This is a genomic window from Micromonospora polyrhachis (genome assembly GCF_014203835.1).
GTDB classification, from domain to species: Bacteria; Actinomycetota; Actinomycetes; order Mycobacteriales; family Micromonosporaceae; genus Micromonospora_H; species Micromonospora_H polyrhachis.
This window is the reverse complement of sequence record NZ_JACHJW010000001.1, coordinates 507976-527040: the sequence shown is the minus strand read 5'-3', so window position 1 is coordinate 527040 and position 19065 is coordinate 507976. Positions and strand designations below refer to the sequence as shown.

The following is a 19065-nucleotide window of genomic DNA, read 5'->3' as shown; positions in this document are numbered from 1 at the left end:
GACCGTAAGCGAGGCCGTCGAAATAGACAATCGATGAGGAGTTGGCGGGGTGCCGACCAACATCTCGCGGCGTTGCGCCGCCGCTATTTGCCAGGTAGGTGCGGCTGCTTCCAGCCGCTCATCACCGATTGGCGACACCTGCCGGGGTCATCTCCCATGCTGACGAACAGTGCGGTGAGCATGGGAGCACCGTGGTCGAGCGTCTGGCGGGGCAGGGGACCGTTGGCGACCAGGGAGACCAGCCCGTGGCCGATGGCCCAACTCTGGATCGCCAGTTCCAGGGGGTCGATCTCGGCGCGGAAGCGGCCGACCTCCCTGCCCCGTTGGGCGGCCTGGACCAGATGCTCCAGGGTGGCATCCGCTGCCTTGAGGTCTTCGAGGTCGAAGTTGGCGTCGAACATGACCCGGTAGAGATCGGGATGGTCCAGGGCGTTGCCGAGGTAGGCGGCGATCAGGGCGGCCAGGTCCTGGACTGGGTCCTGGGACGTGGGGGTCGTCGCAAACCTGGTCGCCAGGCGGGTGAAGCCCTCCTGGCGGAGGGCCTTCCACATGCCGTCCATGCCGCCGAAGTAGGTGTATACGGCCATCGTCGACACGCCAGTACCAGCCACCAGCGAACGCAGAGTCACCGGTTCCCGGGTGCGGAGCATGTGTGCGGCGCGTTCGATGAGCAGGGTGCGGACCGCCGGATCCTTCGTCCTCGCCATGCTGCTACATTACATAGCATAGCTTTGCTATAGTTTCCGGGTCTGGACCTGCGTCCGGCCCCAAATGACAAGGAGTCAGCATGGCCATCACCCTGGTGAACCCCGAAGGTCTGCCGAAGGTCGACATCTACCGGCAGGTGTCGGTCGCCACCGGATCGAAATTGGTCTTCCTCGCAGGTCAGGTCGCCGTCGACGCTGATGGAACCACGGTCGGCGTGGGCGACCTCCCCGCTCAGGTCGAACAGTGCTACCTCAATATCGCCACCGCCCTGGCCGCGGTGGGCGGATCCTTCGACGACGTGGCGAAACTGACCGCCTACGTCGTCGACTGGACTCCTGACAAGATGTCCCTGCTGGTCGAGGGGATCAACCGGGCAGCCGCCAAGCTGGGAGTCACCCCGGTCCCGCCGCTGACGGGGCTGGGCGTCAGCGCGCTCGCCGGCCCAGATCTCCTGGTGGAGGTCGAGGCCACCGCGGTCATCGACTGACCGCAGAGCGATGAAACGGCCCGACCCGGCGCGGCAGTCGCGATTCGCGGTCCGCGGCACGGTCCCCGCCTGCGGCAGGCGGGGACCGTGCCGCATGTCGACCGATTACGTTCTCGTGAGCTGGGTTCTGGGAGACCGCGTACCTGGTGCCGGACCAGGAACTTCAACGCCGATCTCGCTTCGCGGCAGCCGAGCGGGCGGTCGAAGTCGACTACCGGGTAGAGCCAGGCATGCCGTGGAGAGTGGCCTAGTTCTATTGAAACGATGAGTATCGGCTGGAATGATTCTCTCCACCCTGGATGTCCTAAGACGACACCCGGCCGATCGCGGAGGAAACGGTATGACAGAGTCCCCGACTGATCAGAATGCCGCCGGAAACAGTCGACGTTCACTGTTGCGGGTCGCGGCGACCGCGCTCGGTGCGGCGACCGCGGTGCCGATCGTGGCGGGGGCGGCGTCTCCGGCGTACGCGGCGGTGGTGCAGGGCATTCCCTGGGTGGGGCCGGCCGGCTCCGGCGCACCGTTCGAGGTCGATCCGGCTGTCGGTGCCCAACAGGCGATCAACGCCGCGCTTGCCGCTGTCGGGCAGGGTGCCGTGTTCGTCGCGGGCGGCACCTACCCGGTGAAGGCCCCGATCGTGCTCGGTGACCAACAGAGCCTGGTCGGTGCCGGACCGCTCTCCACCCTGTTGAAGGCCGCCACCGGATTCACCGGCACCGCCATGGTCCAGACACCGGCCGGAACCTTCACCGGCTCCCGCATGTCCATTCGGGACATCGGGCTCGACGGTGCGAAGCGGGTCGCCAATGGCATCAACCTGCAGATCAGCGCCAAACCCACCGCGTACGGCCCGGACCCGGCCCCCTGGCTGTCGCGGGTCTTCGTGGCGCAGACCACCGGCGACGGGATCTATCTCGGCGGTGCCTACTCGGGCGGTCAGCGGGAGTTCAAGGTGACCGACTGCCGGGTGGAGAACGCGGGCGGATGGGCGTACCGCTTCGACTCCTCGGATGGCTTCGTCAGTGGCTGCTCAGCCCAGGGCGGTGCGCTGGGCGGCTACAACCTGGCCGGTGGCAACATCAAGATCTGGGGAAGCAAGGTCTACGGCTCGGGCTCGGGTGATACCCCCGGCCCTGGGTTCCGGATCGGCAGCGCCCGGGCGACCGTGGTGGGCTGTGAGGCGCAGGACACCCGGGGGTGTGGCTTCGAGGTGCACGGCCGGGGCAGCACGCTCTCCGGCTGTACCGCCGACTCGACGGGCATCGGCGACCCCGGAACCGACCGGTACTCCGCCGGCTTCTACGTCGCCAGTTCCGCCGTCAACATCGAGGGCGCGTCGTATCAGCGTGCCGGTGGGGGCGGTTCGTGGATTCCGGCGAAGGGCATGATGTGGTCGCTGTATCTGGCTTCCGGGGTGGACTACGTGGCGGCCCGACTGGTCGGTGACCCCAACCGGCCAACCCCCTACCAGGGCGGCGTGTACGGCACCGCCGGTGCGCACTCCTCGGTAACCGTGCTCGTCTGAGGTCACCGTTTTCGACTGCTGCCCAGATCCCTGGTCCGACCGACCGGGATTCTGCGCCCCCGCCGGAACGTGTCGTTGGAGGGCGAGAACTGGGCGACGACCCGATCTGGGTCGTCGTCCAGTGACGTTCAGCAGACGTTGCCGCGCCACCGAACGCGGGCTGTGTCCGAGCAGCCAGCCGCTAGCCTCCCACCCGACCGGCCGGCGGGTTTCCAGGCCCCTGCCTCAGCCCAGCATCGGTAGTCGATTCCTGCCCCTGTGAACCGGCACTGGCGTCACCCGGTGAGCGCGACGATGCCGGTGAAGGTCCAGCGGTTTCCTTCCGGGTCTTCCGCTGTGAACATGCAGTCGCCAAAGATGTCGTCATCCTCGACCCTCAGGATCCGGGCACCAGCCGCAGTCGCCCGTTCCAGGAGCGTGCCGATCTCCCAGTGGTTGTTGCCGATCGTGAACTTGAGGTGCGCGTCGCCGGATGGTACGGGGCCGTCGGCGTCAACACCTGCCTGGCCGATGGTGATGCGGTTGGTGCCGCGGGTCAGATCGATACGTTGGACACTGCCGGTCGTATCGGTGTGGACCGTCGTCTCGCGAAAGTCGAAGGCCTCGGCGAGAAACCGCCGAGCGGTCTCGATGTCCCGGTAGATGATCATAATTCCTCCTGGCTTTCTGGGGAGGATGGCCCGGATTCGCCGCTGGCCCCGGCGGTTGGCTGCACGCGCGCCTGGGGCAACTTTGGCTCCCACGACGGTACGGGGGCAATGCAACCGGCGGCACCATCGTCACCCACCGGGACACACCGCGTCGCAGCCGCGCAGGAGGGGCAGGTTCCGGTCGCTAGAGCTGCCCCACGTCGGTGATCCGCAGCACCGCCGCGCCGGCCTCGTCGGAGGCGGCCAGGTCCACCTCGGCGCTGATGCCCCAGTCGTGGTCCTCGTCCGGATCGTCGAAGATCTGCCGGACCGTCCACCGGTCCCGTTGCTGGTCGATCATCAACAGCGCCGGTCCACGTGCCGCCGGCCCGGTGCCGATCTCGTCGTACGCCTCGAAGTAGGGCTCCAGCGCGTCCGCCCAGGCGTCGGCGTCCCAACCGGACTCGGCGTCCAGCGTGCCCAGCTCGTCCCAGCGGCGTAGCGCGGCAAGCTCTACCCGGCGGAACAGCGCGTTGCGGACCAGCACCCGGAAGGCGCGGACGTTCCTGGTCACCGCCGGTGGCCGATCGTCGATCACGACCTCGTCGGAGTCGACCGGGTTACGCAGCCGCTCCCACTCGTCGATCAGGCTGGAGTCGACCTGCCGGACCAGTTCCCCCAGCCACTCGATCAGGTCGACCAGGTCCTCGGTCTTGGCGTCCTCCGGGACGGTCTGCCGAACCGCCTTGTACGCGTCGGCCAGGTAGCGCAGGACCAGTCCTTCCGAGCGGGACAGGCCGTAGAAGTTGACGTACTCGGTGAAGGTCATCGCCCGCTCGTACATGTCGCGGACCACGGACTTCGGCGAGAGCTGGTGGTCGGCGACCCACGGGTGTCCCTGCCGGTACATCTCGTAGGCGGCGTCCAGCAGTTCGGCCAGCGGCTTGGGGTGGGTGACGTTGTCGAGCAGTTCGAGGCGGGCCTCGTACTCGATGCCGTCGGCCTTCATCTGCGCCACCGCCTCGCCGCGCGCCTTGAACTGCTGCGCGGAGAGCACCTGGCGCGGGTCGTCCAGGGTGGACTCGATGACCGACAGCGCGTCCAACGGATAGGTCGGCGACTCCCGGTCGAGCAGTTCGATGGCGGCCAGCGCGAACGGCGACAGCGGCTGGTTGAGCGCGAAGTCGAGCTGGAGGTCGACGGTGAGGCGTACCCGGCGACCGGTCTCGTCCGGCTCGGGCAGTTGCTCCACCACGCCTCCGGCGAGCAGGGCCCGGTAGATGGCGATGGCCCGGCGGATGTGCCGGCGCTGCGCCGGCCGGTCCTCGTGGTTGTCGGTGAGCAGGTGCCGCATGGCGGCGAACGCGTCGCCGGGCCGGCCGATCACGTTGAGCAGCATCGAGTGGCTGACCTGGAAGCTGGAGGTGAGTGGTTCCGGCTCGGCCTCGATCAGGCGCTCGAAGGTCGGCTTGCCCCAGCCGATCGACCCCTCGGGTGGCTTCTTGCGCACCACCTTGCGTCGCTTCTTCGGGTCGTCACCCGCCTTGGCCAGCGCCTTCTCGTTCTCGATGACGTGGTCGGGGGCCTGCACCACCACCCGGCCGATGGTGTCGAACCCGGCCCGGCCCGCCCGTCCGGCGATCTGGTGGAACTCGCGGGCCTTGAGTAGCCGGGTCTTCACCCCGTCGTACTTCGACAGCGCGGTGAACAGCACGGTCCGGATCGGCACGTTGATGCCGACGCCGAGGGTGTCGGTGCCGCAGATGACCTTCAACAGGCCGGCCTGAGCCAGGGTCTCCACCAGCCGGCGGTATTTCGGCAGCATGCCGGCGTGGTGTACGCCGATGCCGTGCCGGACCAGCCGGGACAGGGTACGCCCGAAGCCGGAGGTGAACCGGAAGTTGCCGATCGCCTTGGCGATGGCGTCCTTCTCGGCTCGACTGCACACGTTGACGCTCATCAGGGCCTGGGCACGTTCCAGGGCGGCGGCCTGGGTGAAGTGCACCACGTAGACCGGGGCCTGGTGGGTGGTGAGCAGCTCCTCCAGGGTTTCGTGCAGCGGCGTGGTGACGTACGAGAACATCAGCGGCACCGGCCGCTCGGCGGACCGTACGACAGCGGTGGCCCGGTCGGTGCGGCGGGTCAGGTCGTCGACGAACCGGGTGACGTCCCCCAGCGTGGCCGACATCAGGACGAACTGCGCCTGGGGCAGCTCGATCAGCGGCACCTGCCAGGCCCAGCCCCGGTCCGGCTCGGCGTAGAAGTGGAACTCGTCCATGACGACCTGGCCGACGTCGGCGCGCGACCCCTCACGCAGCGCGATGTTGGCCAGGATCTCGGCGGTGCAGCAGATGATCGGGGCGTCCTCGTTGACGCTGGCGTCGCCGGTGAGCATGCCGACGTTGGCCGGGCCGAAGATCTTGCAGAGGGCGAAGAACTTTTCCGAGACCAGGGCCTTGATCGGCGCGGTGTAGAAGGTGGTGCGTTCGTCGGCGAGGGCGGCGAAGTGTGCCGCGACGGCCACCAGGCTCTTACCGGAGCCGGTGGGCGTATTCATGATCACATTGGCGCCGGAGACGATCTCGATCAGCGCCTCGTCCTGGTGGGGATAGAGGGTGGTTCCCTGCTCGGTCGCCCAACTGGTGAACGCGTCGTAGAGGGTGTCGGGGTCGGCGCTGCGCGGCAGCTGGTCAGTGAGCGTCATGGCTGGTCCATGGTGCCTGGATGATCGCGTCAGCGCCAGCCCGAATCAAGATCTGCCGAGGGAGGGCTGGCGACAGCCGTTCGCGGGAGGGCTGGCGACAGCTATCCGAGAGTGGGCCGACGACGCTCGAAGATCAGGTCGAAGATCCGCCGGCCGGCGGCGATCCCGCGCCGCTCGAACTTGGTCATCGGCCGGTGCTCCGGTCGAGGGGCGTACCCCTCGAAGACGTCGACCAACTCCGGGTCACCGGTGAGGGTGTCCCGCATCGCCTCGGCGTACTCCGCCCAGTCCGTGGCGCAGTGCAACCTACCGCCGGGGACCAGTCGGGACCGCAGCAGCGCGACGTGCGCGGGCTGGATCAGCCGCCGCTTGTGGTGCCGCACCTTCGGCCACGGATCGGGAAAGAACGCGTGTACGGCGTCCAGGCAGTCCGCCGGGAGCATGTGCTGGACCAGGGTGACCGCGTCTCCCTGGGCGACCCGGACGTTGGTCAGGCCGAGTCGCTCGACGAGGGCGAGGAGGTTGGCGATTCCGGGCGTATGCACCTCAACCGCGAGATAGTCTCGGCCAGGGTCGGCGGATGCCATCGCGGCGGTGGCGTCGCCCATCCCGGAGCCGATCTCCAGCACCACCGGTGCTCGGCGTCCGAACAGGGTAGCCAGATCTACCGGCACGGTGGGCGCGTCCGGGACGAGAAGGCCGTAGGCGGGCCAGATGCGTTCGAGCGCGTCGTGATGCCGCCCGCTGAGCCGACCCCGACGCGGGTGGAAGGTGCGGACCCGGGCGGCGTGCCGGGATGGCACGGCGAGGTCCTGGTCCTGGTGGCTGGAGGTCACAGGAACGTGAGCCTACGCGACGGCCGAGGAAGGCCACCTGTGATCCGGCACTCGGCTGGGCCGCCCACCCGACGGTCGGCCGGACCGGCCACCCGGCACTCGGCCGGAGCGGGTACGACCGGCGAAGCCGAAAGCGTCGGCAGCCGGCACCGGTCGGCAATGCCAGGAGGGGGCTCGTGATGTCCGGACATCGTCGTACGGCGGGACTCCTCACCGTCGCGGCTGCGATCGCGAGTGTGCTGCTCGGTGCCGCGCCCGCTGCGGCGGCCGACGTCTTCGTCGATCTCATTCCGAGCACGGTGCAGGCCGGTCGGACCGTGGACATCCGGGCCAGCTGCCGGGAGAACAACGCGCCGGCGACTGTCGAGTCACCGGCGTTCGGTTCGATCACCGTGCACCCGAACGCCGGGTTCCTGGAGGCCACCGCCCGGGTGCCCGGTAACACCGCCGCCGACGGCTACCGGGTGCGACTGAGCTGCCCGGACGGCCGTAGTGCCAGCACCCAGTTGATCGTGGTCGCCGCCGACCATCCGAAGCGGGGCCCGGCCACCGGCTTCGGGGGTACCGCCGGGCTGGACGCCGGTAACCTGCTGCTCGCCGGGGGGCTCGGCAGCACCGTACTCGGGGTCGCGGTCGGGCTGTTCGCCCTGCGCCGCCGCAGCGTCCGTACCCGACCGGTGCGCGGCCGGGCCGGCGGCTGACCGTACGGCGATGGCCCGCCCGTCGGCCGGACACCGTCCGGCGCCGCAGCGTCTGACGCCCGCCGCCCACGCGCGGTGGGTCAGCCGGCAGCAGCCGGTGCCCGTGGGCCGACCCACACGGACCGCCCCACCGCGTACGCCGAGACGCGGTATCCGCCCACCGTCACCGCATCGGTGGCGTGGCGTGCTCGCGGTCATGCTGGTGCTGGCAGGGGTGTTCGCCACGGGCGCCGGGCTAGGACAGGCCGGGCATTCGCCGCTGAACTGGCTGATGGCGGGTAACCGGCCACCACCCAAGGAGTTTCCGGTGCTGGAGCCGAGCCGGCCGGTCCGGCTCGTGATCAAGTCGATCGGGGTCACCGCCCCGGTGCACCAGGTGGGGCTCGCCTCCGACGGGACCATCGCGGTGCCCGCCCTGGACCAGCACAACGAGACCGGCTGGTACGACCGCGGCCCCACCCCGGGACAGTTCGGTCCGGCGATCATCGTCGGCCACGCGGACACCCGTACCGGCCCGTCGGTCTTCCACGACCTCGGCAAGCTCCGGCCCGGTGCCCGGGTCGAGGTGACCCGGGCCGACCGGTCGGTGGCGATCTTCGAGGTCAACTCGGTGGAACGGTTCGACAAGTCGGGGCTGCCCGTCGAGCGGGTCTACGGCGACTTCGAGCGCCCCGGCCTCCGGTTGATCACCTGTGGTGGTCAGTGGGTCGGTGGCAGCATCGGCTACCAGGACAACGTCATCGCGTTCGCGTCGCTGATCGGTTCCCGTAACACGTGACCAGCCGGCTCGGCGGCTCGGCGAGTCACCGAGCCACCGCGTGGGCCGTACGGGCTGCCACCGCCTCGGTGCTGGGCGGGCTGACGGCGTGGCGGGGGGTGGTTCGACGGACTACCGCGTGGCGGGGTCGGGGAGTGGGACGACCTCGAACTCCAGCAGGTTCGCGCCGGTGGCGACCGGCTTCGGTCGCTCGCCACCGCCGTGCGGCCCGTCACCGCCGTGCATTCCGCGGGCCGGCCCCTGCGCCCATGCCCGGTACGCCTCGTCGCTCTCCCACCTCGTGTAGATGAAGTAGCGGCTCTCGCCGGCGACCGGACGCAGCAACTCGAACCCGAGGAACCCGGGTTGGCCCTCGACCGCGCCCTGCCGGGCGGCGAACCGGCGCTCCAGTTCCTCGCCGGCACCGGGTGGGACGTCGATCGCGTTGATCTTCACGACTGCCATGTCTCCCACCCTAGCCGGCCCGGCTGTCGCCGCTGTCCGACTGCCCCTGCGAGGCCCCATCGACCCGGTCGACCGCACTTGGTGCCGCCGCTACCAGCGGTTTGGTGAACCGGGCCTTCTGGCCGCAGGTGTCCGCGTATCCCAGGTCCCGGTAGAACCGGTGGGCCCGGTCTCGCCGACGACTGCTGGTGACCTCCATGAAGAGGCAGCCAGCCTCCCGGGCCCGCTGTTCGACCGCGCCCACCAGTGCCCGCCCGACGCCCCGGCCCCGATGACGGTCGTCCACCACCAAGGCCACCAACCGTCCGAACCTGCCGGTTACCTCTAGGATCGGGCAGACGTGTAGCGCTGCGACGCCGACCAGTTCGTCTTCGACAGCGGCACCGAGCAGGAAGCTCGCCGGATCGCCCAACCAGTAGTCGAGGCGTTCGTCGGCGGCGGCCGGATCGGTGGGGTAGCCGAGCTGATCCAGGAGTACGGCAAGTCGCGTGACATCCGGCCGATCGACCGGTCGAAGCTGTATCGACATTTGCCGGATTCTCGCAGTGTCGGCCCGTCGAGATGGCACCGGGCGGAGAGGTCGAGTGCGTGACTCCCGCTCGGTCACCACCGGGTCAGGATCGCATGCGTGCTCGCGTAGCGTCGATCAGCAGTTCTATCAGCTTCGCGAGGCCAGCGGCGCCGAACTTGTCGTGTGCCTGTCGGACGGTCACGAGTAGTGGCGCGGCGCGGTCGAGGACCACATCTTCTCGGGCGAGCACGTAGTAGAGCGCCAGCATGGCCGACCGGGCGTTGCCGTCGTCAAACGGATGGAAGAACGCCACGTCGAGGTAGACCCGGGCCGCTCTGGACGGTAGCGGCAGGTCGTCGTCGATCGCCTCGGTCAGACATTTCTCGAACAGCGCGGACAGATCCGGGTGCCAGTGGTAGCGCTCGCGCCCGCCTTTGGCCCAGGCAGGGCCGGCGCGGAACCCTACGTCGGGCACCCCGAGTACGGTGCGCTGCCACTGCGCAAGCTGCGCGAAGGTGAGCGGACCGCCTTCGGCGGCGGCCCGACGTACCTGGGCGAGCGCGGCAGACAGTTGCTGGCTGCCTTCCGGGCGCTGGGCGACGTGGTCGACGATCGCGTCCCGGCTCGTACGGGCGGGACCGGGCACGTCCCTGGCGGCGGTGCTCCAGTCGACTCGCGCCCTGGCCGCCTGCCACGCTTCAAGATCGTCAGGTCGCCTGTTCTGAGTTCGGTCGCGTGGACGAGCCGAGACCGACGGGACTGTTCTGTCACGCGGCGGCCACCCCTGCGGCCAGGTGTCGGGCCAACCGGCAGTCCCACGAGCCGACTGGGCTGCGTCCTCGGATGCCGGCAGCCCGACGATCCGATGCGCCAGCCGCTCCGCTACCTCGGTGACCTCTGCGACGGTCGGCTCCACCCAACTCCGAAACCGTCCGCCGATCGCGTCGCCGATCAGCGTGCGGTGGCGTGACTCGGGAACCCCGGCAGCGGTGAGGAACCAGGCGAGGACCTGACGGCAATGGCCGTACCAGCCGCTGTCGCTGCGGGTGCGATCCACCGTCATGTTCACGAGTTGGGCGACGGCGACCTCCCAGGCGATGGCGAGGTCACCTGGCGATTCCCGGGCATCCGGCAGGGGCCGGAGACGATCGAAACGCTCGGCCAGGTTCTCCAACCAGTGCCGCCATTCGATCAGCGAGTCGGCGATGAGAGTAAGGGTCTCCTGCTCGGTGGTAATGGAATGGGCGGCACAGCACCACCCGTCGACCGGCCCACCGTCGTAGTCCCCCTCGCCAACCGACCAACACCAGCCACCGGCCCAGCGCCCGTACCGGTCCACGAGGGCGTGGCTCACCGCCGCACGCCACCGCTCCGCCTCATCCTCGCCGACGAGCCGGGCATCGACCCATCTTGGACTGGCCGGCGCCGGCGCGGCGACAGCACGCACCACGTCGTACGCGGCTGTCGCGTCGAACGGATGTCGCGCGGGATCGACCTCGGGCCAGGTGAGCCGGGATGGCGAAACGGACTGCCAGGACTCCTCAGTCGTCATCGATGTCCAGGGGAGTGTCGGTGTCCAGGGGAGTGTCCGTGTGCGTGAACGAGTCGCTGGCATCGGGCAGGTCGCTGTCGACCACGATCGGGGCGTGGTCGGAGGGTCCCTTGCCCTTGCGTGCCTCCCGGTCGACGTACGCCGAGCGGACTCCGGCGGTGAACGCGTCGGTGGCGTAGACCAGGTCGATCCGCATCCCCTTGTTCTGGTGGAACATCCCGGCCCGATAGTCCCAGTAGGTAAACGGATGCGGCCCCTTCATCGGGGTTGGCACCACGTCGTGCAGCCCGAGTTCCCGCAGCGCGGCCAGTGCCCGCCGTTCGGCGTCGGTGACGTGCGTCGAACCGATGAACAGGGTCGGGTCCCACACGTCGGCGTCGGTGGGGGCGACGTTGAAGTCACCGCACACCACCAGCGGCGCTCCCGACCGTAGGTCGTCCCGGACCGCCTCGCGCAGCGCCGCCAGCCAGGCGAGCTTGTACTCGTAGTGGGGGGAGTCCAGGGACCGGCCGTTGGGCACGTACACCGACCAGACGCGCAGCCCGCCGCAGGTGGCGGTGATGGCTCGGGCCTCGGGAGCTGGAAAGCCCGGTTCGCCCGGGAAACCCACCACGACGTCGGTGAGCCCGATCCGGGACAGGATCGCGACCCCGTTCCATCGGCCGTCGCTGTGGCTGGCAACCGAATATCCCAGTTCGCCCACCTCGGTGACCGGGAAGGAGCCATCCGGGCACTTCGTCTCCTGCAGGCAGAGCACGTCGGGTCGGACCTCGGCGAGCCAGTCCAGCAGCCGGGGCAGCCGGGCCTTCACCGAGTTGACGTTCCAGGTGGCAAGGCGCATGAGCACAGCCTGCCGTACCGGAACGGGTTGTGCCCGACCTGCCGCTGCGAGCACCCCCGTCACCGGATCGGTGGTTCTCCGGGACGGCCCTGTTCGGCGAGGAAGCGCTCCAGTTCGGCGCCGAGTTCGTCCGCGGTGGGCAGCGGTCCGGTCTGGCCGGCGAGTAGGTTCGGCTCGCCCCGACCCCGGGTGAAGGCGTCGTACTGCTCCTCAAGGGCGCGGACGAGGGCGGTGGCCTCGTCGGTCTGGGCCACTTGACGGTCGATGTCGCTACGGACCCGTTCCGCCGAGGTGCGCAGTTCCTCGGTGGGTAGGAGCAGGCCGGTACTGCGGGAGATCGAGGTGAGTAGCACCTCTGCCGCCGCCGGGTACTCGCTCTGCGCGACGTAGTGCGGCACGTGTACGGCGAAGCCCAGTGCGTCGTGTCCCCGTTCGCCGAGCCGGTATTCCAGCAGGTGTCCGGCGCTGCCCGGTACTTGGACGTGGTGCAGCCACGGCTCGTTACCGGTGATCAGTTCGGGCCGGGTGGCGTGGGCGGTGGCCCCGGTCGGCCGGGTGTGTGGAACGGCCATCGGGATGGCGTTCAGTCCGGCGGTGACACGTACGTCGAGGCGGTCCACCAGGGCGATGAGCGCGGCGGTGAAGCGTTCCCACTGTAGGTCTGGTTCCGGTCCGGCCAGCAGCAGGAACGGCGTCCCGGCGTCGTCGTGCAGGAGATGCAGCTCCAGCCGGGGCTCGTCGTACCGTTCCCAGTGGTCCTCGACGAAGGTCATGATCGGACGCCGGGACCGGTAGTCGAGTAGCTGGTCGACGTCGAAGGTCGCGATCGTCCGTCCTTCGAGTGTGGCGAGCAGGTGCTCCCGGGCCAGCCGGGTGGCGCTTCCGGCATCGACGAAGCCGGTCAGCGCCTGGATCAACACCGGCTGTCCGAGCTCGGGCAGGTCGTCGGTGAGCTGGTAGAGCTCGTGCGGATCGAGCACCGGTCAGGACCTCCTCAATGGGTACACCGAGGCGGGGCCGGGACGGACCACGCCTTGATGTGGCAAACGCACCCACCATCCTTCCGCATTCCACCGGCAGCGTCTGTCGTCCCCGGGGGGTGAAGATCATCGCGAGGTTGGGCCGCTCGGCCGGAGGGTGCGGCCGAGCGGGGCAAGTGGTATGGGTCGAACGGATGAGGTCACGCTTGGTGATCAAAATCCCGACGAGTTCGAAAGTAAATGCCTGCATAATCCGCGCTATCCCCTATTGCCGACTTGTCAGGCTTGCGGGGGTTGGGTGCCGGGCTTTGCGCCTGTGACCTGCTGACCGATTGATCAGTCAGCAATTGTGGCGAGGGCCACTAAATGACTCTATGTAATTGGCGCTCCTGCTGTTTAGCCTCGTCGAATGCGTAACGACGACGGTTTTGACGACGAGTACGCCGCCCCTATCCCCCCTGTCCGAACGGATGATGTCGCCTCAGCCGAGACACGGGATCGCGTTCGGCAGGTCCGGTCCCGGATCGGAGAGTTGCTCGGGCGACGGGGTGCCACCGCCCGACTGACCGTGGCCGCCAGCGTCGTCTCCTGCCTGAGCCTGGCCATGTTCGCGGAGGTGCCCACCGGTGCCGCCGAGCCCGCCGTCCAGATCGACCGGGTAGCCGTCCTGGCTGACCGGGCGCTGGCCGACCAGGCAGCCTCCCGGGCCACCCGGAGCGAACCCGCTCCGACCGAAACCGCTGACCCGGACGTCCAGGAGCAACCGGCGCCGGAGCAGTCCACTCCACCCGCCGAAACGACTCCACCGACGGAGCAGCCCGCCCCACCGGTCGACCCGGATCCGGTCGCCGGCCTGACCCACGCACAGATGAACAACGCCAAGGCGATCGTCCGGACCGGACGCGACATGCAGATGCCCCGCCGTGCCCTGATCATCGCGGTGGCCACCGCGATGCAGGAGAGCAATCTGCTCAACCTGGCCAGCGGCGTACTGCCGGAGTCGATGAACTACTCGAACCAGGGTGTCGGCTGGGACCACGACTCGGTCGGCCTGTTCCAGCAGCGCAGCAGCACCGGCTGGGGGCCGGTGGGCAAGCTGATGGATCCGGCGTACGCGACCGCACGGTTTCTCGAGGCCCTCATGCGGGTACCGGGCTGGCAGTGGATGCGGTTGACCGAAGCGGCGCAGGCGGTGCAGGTCTCGGCGTTCCCGGAGCACTACGCCAAGCACGAGGGGCGGGCGACCATCGTCGTCGACGCCATCGTGCCGGGTTGGCAGTGACCGGGATGCCACGCTGACCGAGGGTTGATCTCTCCGGCCAGAATGGACGGGCGCGGCCGACGTCAAGACGTCAACCGCCGCGCGTACCCCTGGCAACGTCACCCATCGGAGCATCCCATGAGCGACCCCGTCCCGTCCGGCGGCGATGCCGTACCGGTTTCTCCCGGCGGCGATGTTGCCGCAACCATCCCGGAAACCCCGTCCGTGGCGGCAGGGGCGGCCGTGGATGACGGTCCGGAACGGCCGGACGACGATCCCGCAGCCGCCCCACCGGTCCGGCTCTGGGATCAGATGCGGGAGGACCCGCAGTACGCGCCGGAGTACCTTGCCCTGGAGGCGGTCCGGCGCCTCGGGCCGGAGGCCGCTACCTGGGTCGAGCGCACCCGGGCCCGGTATCCGGGGATCCACCCGGAGGTGCTGGCGCAGATCGCGGTGCGCAGGTTCGTCACTCGCGCCCGTCTCTCCGGCGCGGTGTCCGGTGCTGCCGGCCTGCCGGGCGCGGTCGTCGACGTCGGTGTCCTGGCCTGGACCCAGGCCCGGATGGTGCTCCACGTCGCCGCCGCCTATGGACACGACCCGGCGCACCCTGACCGAGCGACCGATCTGCTGGTGCTGCAGAAGGTGCACAAGGTCGCCGAGAGCGCCCGCCTGGCGCTCGGGGTGGCGGCGGGGCGGACCCGGGCGGCGGAGTTGTTCCGCCGGTCCAGCACGCCGCTGCAACAGGCGATGCTCCGGCTGGGTGTGCGGCTCGCCCGGATGGCGGGGGTACGGGCCGCCAAGCGTGCCTTCGCCAAGGTTGTGCCAGGGGCCGCGATCATCCTGGGCACCTGGGCGAACTCGTCGGCTACCAAGGAGCTGGCCGATCGGGCGCATGCCCTCTACCGGCCCCAGGCGATCACCGCTGGTCCGGTGGAAGCACCTCGGTCCTAGCTCGAGGCGGCAGTTCACCGGTCGTGCTTCCGTGTCGGCCGTTCGGCGGGGACCACCCGCGTAGCCGGTTCGGCGGGGACCACCCGCGTAGCCGGTTCAACGGGCCCGACCCGCGTAGCCGGACGCGGTCCAGGTGACCTCGGCGAGCTTCTGCTGCCCGGCCGCGTTCGGATGGAAGTAGTCGAGCGTGTTGAGCATGTCCAGGGTGAACCGGATCCGATGCACCGCGCCGCCGTCGTAGCGGCACCGGGATCCGTACGCCCGGCAGGCGGCGGCGAGTTGGTCGTTGTAGGCGGCGATCCGTTTCCGGAAGGCCGCCCGACGCCGGACGTCGGCCTCGGCGGTCGAGGTGGGGTTGGCCAGGAGGGCGGAGCAGATTCCCCGTCCCCAGGCCCGGGTCACCCGCTGCTCGGTATGCCCGATCTCCCAGAGTCGGTACAGGTCGGGGATGCTCACCACCAGTATCCGAGCCTGCGGGCGGCCCTTCTTCAGTACGGCCAGCGCCTGATCCACGTCGGCACGGAACTCGGCGACGCCGGTCATCGCGTCGATCCGGCTGCGGCAGGCATCGTTGGCTCCGATCAGGACGGTCATGTAGTCCGCCTTGGCGCTTACGGCAGCGCCTGCCTGACCGGGCAGGGCCGCCGCGCGAGCCCCCGGGGTCGCCTTGTTCAGGGCCTTGCCGCGAATCGCCGGGTTGGCCTCCCGCAGCCGCCGGTAGTGGCTGTCCACCCGTTGCCCGTCTCCTGTGGACCAGGAGTTGCGTTGGCAGGTGGCCAGCACCACGCAGGAGCCGAAGCCGGCGGTGATCGAGTCACCGAGCGCCGTCATCGACGACGGAAGGCCGGGCCGGGGCGAGTCGGGGGGTGGAGTGGGTTTGCCGGGTTCGCCGGATCCCTCGCAGGCCAGGGCGAACACGGCGAGGGCCGCGGTGACGGCAACTGCCCAGCGGTGGCTCATGCGTCCCCCTGTGGCTGCGGAGAGTCGTCGTATCGAGACTCTACGCTGCCTGGGTGGGGGGTGGCAGCAGCCGATCAGGTCACCTTCGGAACGACGAACCGGGCCGACCCGATGCCTCGACGAATGGAGGCTCGATGCCGGCCCGGTCGTTGTGTGGCCTCAGCGTGCTGCGGCCACTTCCAGCTCACCGATGTCGTCGATGGAGATGACGTCGTCGTCGAGGTCGGGGGCCGGTGGAAGTCCGCCCGGGACGGTGGTCCGGGCCCGAGCGTCCCGGCGCTTCTGCCACTGGTCGACGAGGAGGTGCAGCGCGAGGCCGATGACAGCCCAGACTCCGATGACCAGAAGGTTTCTGCCGACCCCCTGGCTGTTGAAGTAGACCAGTGAGCGGGCCGTGTCGACCGCGGCCGGCAGCGGCAGGATGCCCTGAAGGCTCCGGAAGAACTCGGGCACCATGTAGATCGAGAGCCCACCGCCGGAGGCGGGGACACCCGCGAGCATCATCACGACCATCACCGGGACGATCGCGGGCAGACCGATGGTACGGGTGAACACCCCGGTCACCAGCGACACCGCGAAGATGGTGACGGCACCGAAGCCGATCATCTCCCAGGCGTGCCCGTTGACCGCGCCGATGATGACGTCGAAGAGCAGCCACAGCCATACGGCCATCCCGATCGCCCAGCCGCCGAGCAGGGGAAGGAACTGGCGCAGCCGCTTCAGCTCCGGTGCCCCACCACGCAACACGGCGAGCATCAGGAACCCGGACATGATCCACGACATGCCGACGTACAGGCTGTTGCTACCCATGGTGTCCGTGTCGCTTAGCGGCGCCACGTCGGTCATCGCCAACGGGATCTGCTGCTGGGCGGAGATCCCCTGGAACATCGCCTTCGCCGCACTCTGCTGGCTGACCCCGGCACCCGAGGAGGTGTAGAGCGTCGCCTCGGCACCCTGGGCGGTCGGCAGGACGTACGTGGCGACGATGTCCTGGTCGAGGATGCGGTCGATGCCCTCGTCCGCCGAGGCGAGCACCTTGACGTCGAGCATGTCGCCGAGCTTCGACTCCAGGCCGGCGGCCATCTGTTGGGCCTGTTCAGGCGTCGCACCGACCACCGCGACCGGGAGATCGTGGACGGCTGGCTTGTGCATGGAGAAGCCCATCAGGCCCACCACCATCACCAGGATGGCGAGCGGGAAGGCCGGCACCGCCAGGTAACGGAACCGCTTGGACCTCAGCGGGCCGCCGGAGAATGCCGGCAGTGGCGTGTCAGGGTGGTCGACCTGCGGTGCTCCGGGGATCGCGAGCCCGCTGGTGCGTTCCTTGAGCCAGGACAACAGCAGGGCGGCCACCGCCCAGGCGGCCAGCACCAGCAGGTGCCCACCGGCTCCGCGCCCGTCGAAGTAGAGGATCGAGCGTAGTGCCTCGCCGGCGGCCGGCAGTGGGAGCACGCCGTGCAGGAAGTTGAAGAAGCCGGGCATCATGTCGACCGACAGCGCCAGGTTCGACGACGGCATACCGAACACGACCCAGAGCAGCATGCCGAGCACGACCGCGAGCGGACCCATCAACTTGGTGAGCAGCAACTGGGTGAGGGCGACAGCTCCGGTCGCCAGCATTCCGACGCCGAGGAACGTCAGGTAGTGGCCGTCGACGGCACCCACGATTGGCCCGAGGATCAACCAGATGATGGTGCTGGTGGCCGCCGACCAACCGGCCACGATCGGCAGGAAGCGCCGCAGCGACAGCAGATGGGGGCAGGCCATCAGCAGCAGGCTCAGTGGCACGTACCCGGCGAGCATCATGCCCATGGCGGCGAACAGGACCGCGATGCCCGCCATGTCACCGTCGGGAAGCGGAGCGACATCCTCGATCGCCGTCGTCCAGTTCTGCCCGATGGCGACCGGGGCGAGAAGTTGCTGGGCCGTCGTCGCCTGCGATGCGCCGGCTGCCATCGTGGTGTAGATCGTCGCCGGGGCCGACCTTTCGGTGGGTATCGCCAGCGCACCCGCGATCTCGCGGTCCTTCAGCAGTTCCACCGCGTCGTCCTTGGACTCGACCAGCCGCGCGTCCATGGCGTTGCCCGGCGCGGTGTTCAAGGCGTCGACGATCGCCTGCGCCCCGGAGCCCGTTCCCACGACGGCGACCGGCATCTCGCGCGGGTGCGGCGAGTGCATGGTGCTTACGTAGGTGGCGAACATCATCGAGACGATGACGAACGGCATCACGAAGAGGGCGACGTACCGGGCGATCCGGATCTTCCGATCCTCTTCCGGTGGACCACCTCCGGGGGTGCTGGTGGACGGGGGAGCGGTCGAGGACGGCATAGGCATACTCCTGCATGTTGTCGACGGGCGCCGAAGTGCGCGATGAACCTCATCCGGCTACGCCATGCGGACCGACGGTCGGTAGCGGGATCTGGTTGGCCCAAGTGTAAGTCACGTGGCTTACGAAATTGCAATCGGGTACCTTGACCTCGATCACAAGCGCGCCGATCCACGAGGAGGAAGCTGCGGATGGCCCGGTCAGAGGCGGCTCGGATCGCACTGCTCGACGCGGCGGAACGCCTGTTCGCCGAATCGGGCATCGCGCAGGTTTCCGACCGGAAGGTGGCCGAAGCGGCAGGTAACACCAACCACTCCGCCGTGCACTACTACTTCGGCGGCCGCGAGGGCCTGTTGCGGGCACTGATCGAGCGGCAGACGGTTCCGCAAGAGGAGCCCCGCCGGGCGATGTTCGAGCATTCCGACTCGGTCCTCGGCGACGTGCGCAGCCTCGTGGTACCGGCCACGGAAGCGCTGGCCCAGTTGCCGCGCCCGAGCTGGCGGGCCCGATTCATCGCCCAGGCCCTGGCCGACCCAGCCACGACGGGGCTGATGCGCCAGGCAGCGGAGTCCACCCCGGCCGCGAGGCTCATCGCCCGTTCACTGGCGGCCCGGCTCGCCCATCTGGACCCCGGTGTGGTGGCCGGCCGGGCGAGCCTGATCACCCGGATCGCCGCGACAGCCTTCGCCGAGGTCGAGGCACGCGCCGAGCGGGACGGGAAGGACCCGCGTTGGCACTCGGTGGGCGACTTCCTGGCCGACGCCATCGCCGGGATGCTGGTCGCCCCGATCAGCAAGGCGGGGAGCACGAACCCGCTGACCGAGACACCTCCGCAGTCGGCGGCGTAGCGGCAACCGGCATCATCGAGAAG

Annotated in this window: 18 protein-coding genes; 7 read left to right on the top strand and 11 right to left on the bottom strand. The window is 69.2% G+C overall.

Translation table 11 applies throughout. From position 1 onward, the window contains the following. Positions 1–83: 83 nt before the first annotated feature. Positions 84–707, bottom strand: a complete 624-nt coding sequence (locus FHR38_RS02045) for a TetR/AcrR family transcriptional regulator (RefSeq protein WP_184532270.1) — start codon at positions 705–707, stop codon at positions 84–86. A gap of 80 nt (positions 708–787) precedes the next feature. On the opposite strand from FHR38_RS02045, the gene FHR38_RS02040 reads away from it, so the two are divergent. Next, on the top strand, positions 788–1195 hold the full coding sequence (locus FHR38_RS02040; protein WP_184532268.1) for a RidA family protein: 408 nt from the start codon (positions 788–790) through the stop codon (positions 1193–1195). Positions 1196–1535: 340 nt separating this feature from the next. Further along, the gene (locus FHR38_RS02035) at positions 1536–2720 is read left to right on the top strand and encodes a right-handed parallel beta-helix repeat-containing protein (RefSeq protein WP_184532266.1); all 1185 of its coding nucleotides are present in this window, start codon (positions 1536–1538) and stop codon (positions 2718–2720) included. Between the two features lie 275 nt (positions 2721–2995). Here the strand turns inward: FHR38_RS02035 and FHR38_RS02030 are convergent, their stop codons facing one another. The 3 genes from FHR38_RS02030 to trmB all read right to left on the bottom strand — a co-directional run bounded on the left by FHR38_RS02030 (position 2996) and on the right by trmB (position 6889). Then, entirely contained in the window at positions 2996–3463 is a 468-nt protein-coding gene (locus FHR38_RS02030; protein WP_184532264.1) for a VOC family protein, read from the bottom strand. Positions 3464–3554: 91 nt separating this feature from the next. Beyond that, positions 3555–6053, bottom strand: coding sequence for a DEAD/DEAH box helicase (locus FHR38_RS02025; protein WP_184532262.1), 2499 nt, complete (start codon positions 6051–6053; stop codon positions 3555–3557). Positions 6054–6154: 101 nt separating this feature from the next. Then, the gene (gene trmB, locus FHR38_RS02020; protein ID WP_184532260.1) at positions 6155–6889 is read right to left on the bottom strand and encodes a tRNA (guanosine(46)-N7)-methyltransferase TrmB; all 735 of its coding nucleotides are present in this window, start codon (positions 6887–6889) and stop codon (positions 6155–6157) included. A gap of 179 nt (positions 6890–7068) precedes the next feature. On the opposite strand from trmB, the gene FHR38_RS02015 reads away from it, so the two are divergent. Then, positions 7069–7590, top strand: coding sequence for a hypothetical protein (locus FHR38_RS02015; RefSeq protein WP_246446250.1), 522 nt, complete (start codon positions 7069–7071; stop codon positions 7588–7590). Positions 7591–7600: 10 nt separating this feature from the next. Continuing rightward, positions 7601–8368: a class F sortase gene (locus tag FHR38_RS02010; RefSeq protein WP_184532258.1), complete on the top strand. Its 768-nt coding sequence runs from the start codon at positions 7601–7603 to the stop codon at positions 8366–8368. 111 nt (positions 8369–8479) lie between these two features. On the opposite strand, the gene FHR38_RS02005 is transcribed toward FHR38_RS02010, so the two are convergent. From FHR38_RS02005 to FHR38_RS01985, 5 genes are all read right to left on the bottom strand, one after another. Further along, positions 8480–8812, bottom strand: coding sequence for an antibiotic biosynthesis monooxygenase family protein (locus FHR38_RS02005; protein WP_184532256.1), 333 nt, complete (start codon positions 8810–8812; stop codon positions 8480–8482). Positions 8813–8822: 10 nt separating this feature from the next. Then, positions 8823–9341: a GNAT family N-acetyltransferase gene (locus FHR38_RS02000; protein WP_184532254.1), complete on the bottom strand. Its 519-nt coding sequence runs from the start codon at positions 9339–9341 to the stop codon at positions 8823–8825. A gap of 85 nt (positions 9342–9426) precedes the next feature. Next, the gene (locus FHR38_RS01995) at positions 9427–10875 is read right to left on the bottom strand and encodes a Fic family protein (RefSeq protein WP_221448884.1); all 1449 of its coding nucleotides are present in this window, start codon (positions 10873–10875) and stop codon (positions 9427–9429) included. Beyond that, positions 10865–11716 carry an exodeoxyribonuclease III gene (locus FHR38_RS01990; protein ID WP_184532252.1) on the bottom strand — a complete coding sequence of 284 codons (852 nt, stop codon included), beginning with the start codon at positions 11714–11716 and terminating at the stop codon, positions 10865–10867. Before FHR38_RS01990 ends, FHR38_RS01995 begins: the two co-directional genes overlap by 11 nt. A gap of 59 nt (positions 11717–11775) precedes the next feature. Further along, positions 11776–12696, bottom strand: a complete 921-nt coding sequence (locus tag FHR38_RS01985; protein ID WP_184532250.1) for a proteasome assembly chaperone family protein — start codon at positions 12694–12696, stop codon at positions 11776–11778. A 409-nt stretch (positions 12697–13105) separates the two neighbouring features. On the opposite strand from FHR38_RS01985, the gene FHR38_RS01980 reads away from it, so the two are divergent. After that, on the top strand, positions 13106–13978 hold the full coding sequence (locus FHR38_RS01980) for a peptidase M23 (RefSeq protein ID WP_184532248.1): 873 nt from the start codon (positions 13106–13108) through the stop codon (positions 13976–13978). Positions 13979–14095: 117 nt separating this feature from the next. After that, positions 14096–14908: an EcsC family protein gene (locus FHR38_RS01975; protein WP_184532246.1), complete on the top strand. Its 813-nt coding sequence runs from the start codon at positions 14096–14098 to the stop codon at positions 14906–14908. Positions 14909–15004: 96 nt separating this feature from the next. Here FHR38_RS01975 and FHR38_RS01970 read toward each other — a convergent pair whose 3' ends face one another. Both FHR38_RS01970 and FHR38_RS01965 read right to left on the bottom strand, forming a co-directional pair. Then, positions 15005–15868, bottom strand: coding sequence for a GDSL-type esterase/lipase family protein (locus FHR38_RS01970; RefSeq protein ID WP_184532244.1), 864 nt, complete (start codon positions 15866–15868; stop codon positions 15005–15007). A gap of 159 nt (positions 15869–16027) precedes the next feature. After that, entirely contained in the window at positions 16028–18196 is a 2169-nt protein-coding gene (locus FHR38_RS01965) for an ABC transporter permease (RefSeq protein ID WP_246446248.1), read from the bottom strand. Positions 18197–18385: 189 nt separating this feature from the next. Between FHR38_RS01965 and FHR38_RS01960 the strand changes: the two genes are divergently transcribed. Then, positions 18386–19042 (top strand): TetR family transcriptional regulator, encoded by a 657-nt coding sequence (locus FHR38_RS01960; RefSeq protein WP_184532240.1) that lies wholly within the window; start codon positions 18386–18388, stop codon positions 19040–19042. Positions 19043–19065: the final 23 nt, after the last annotated feature.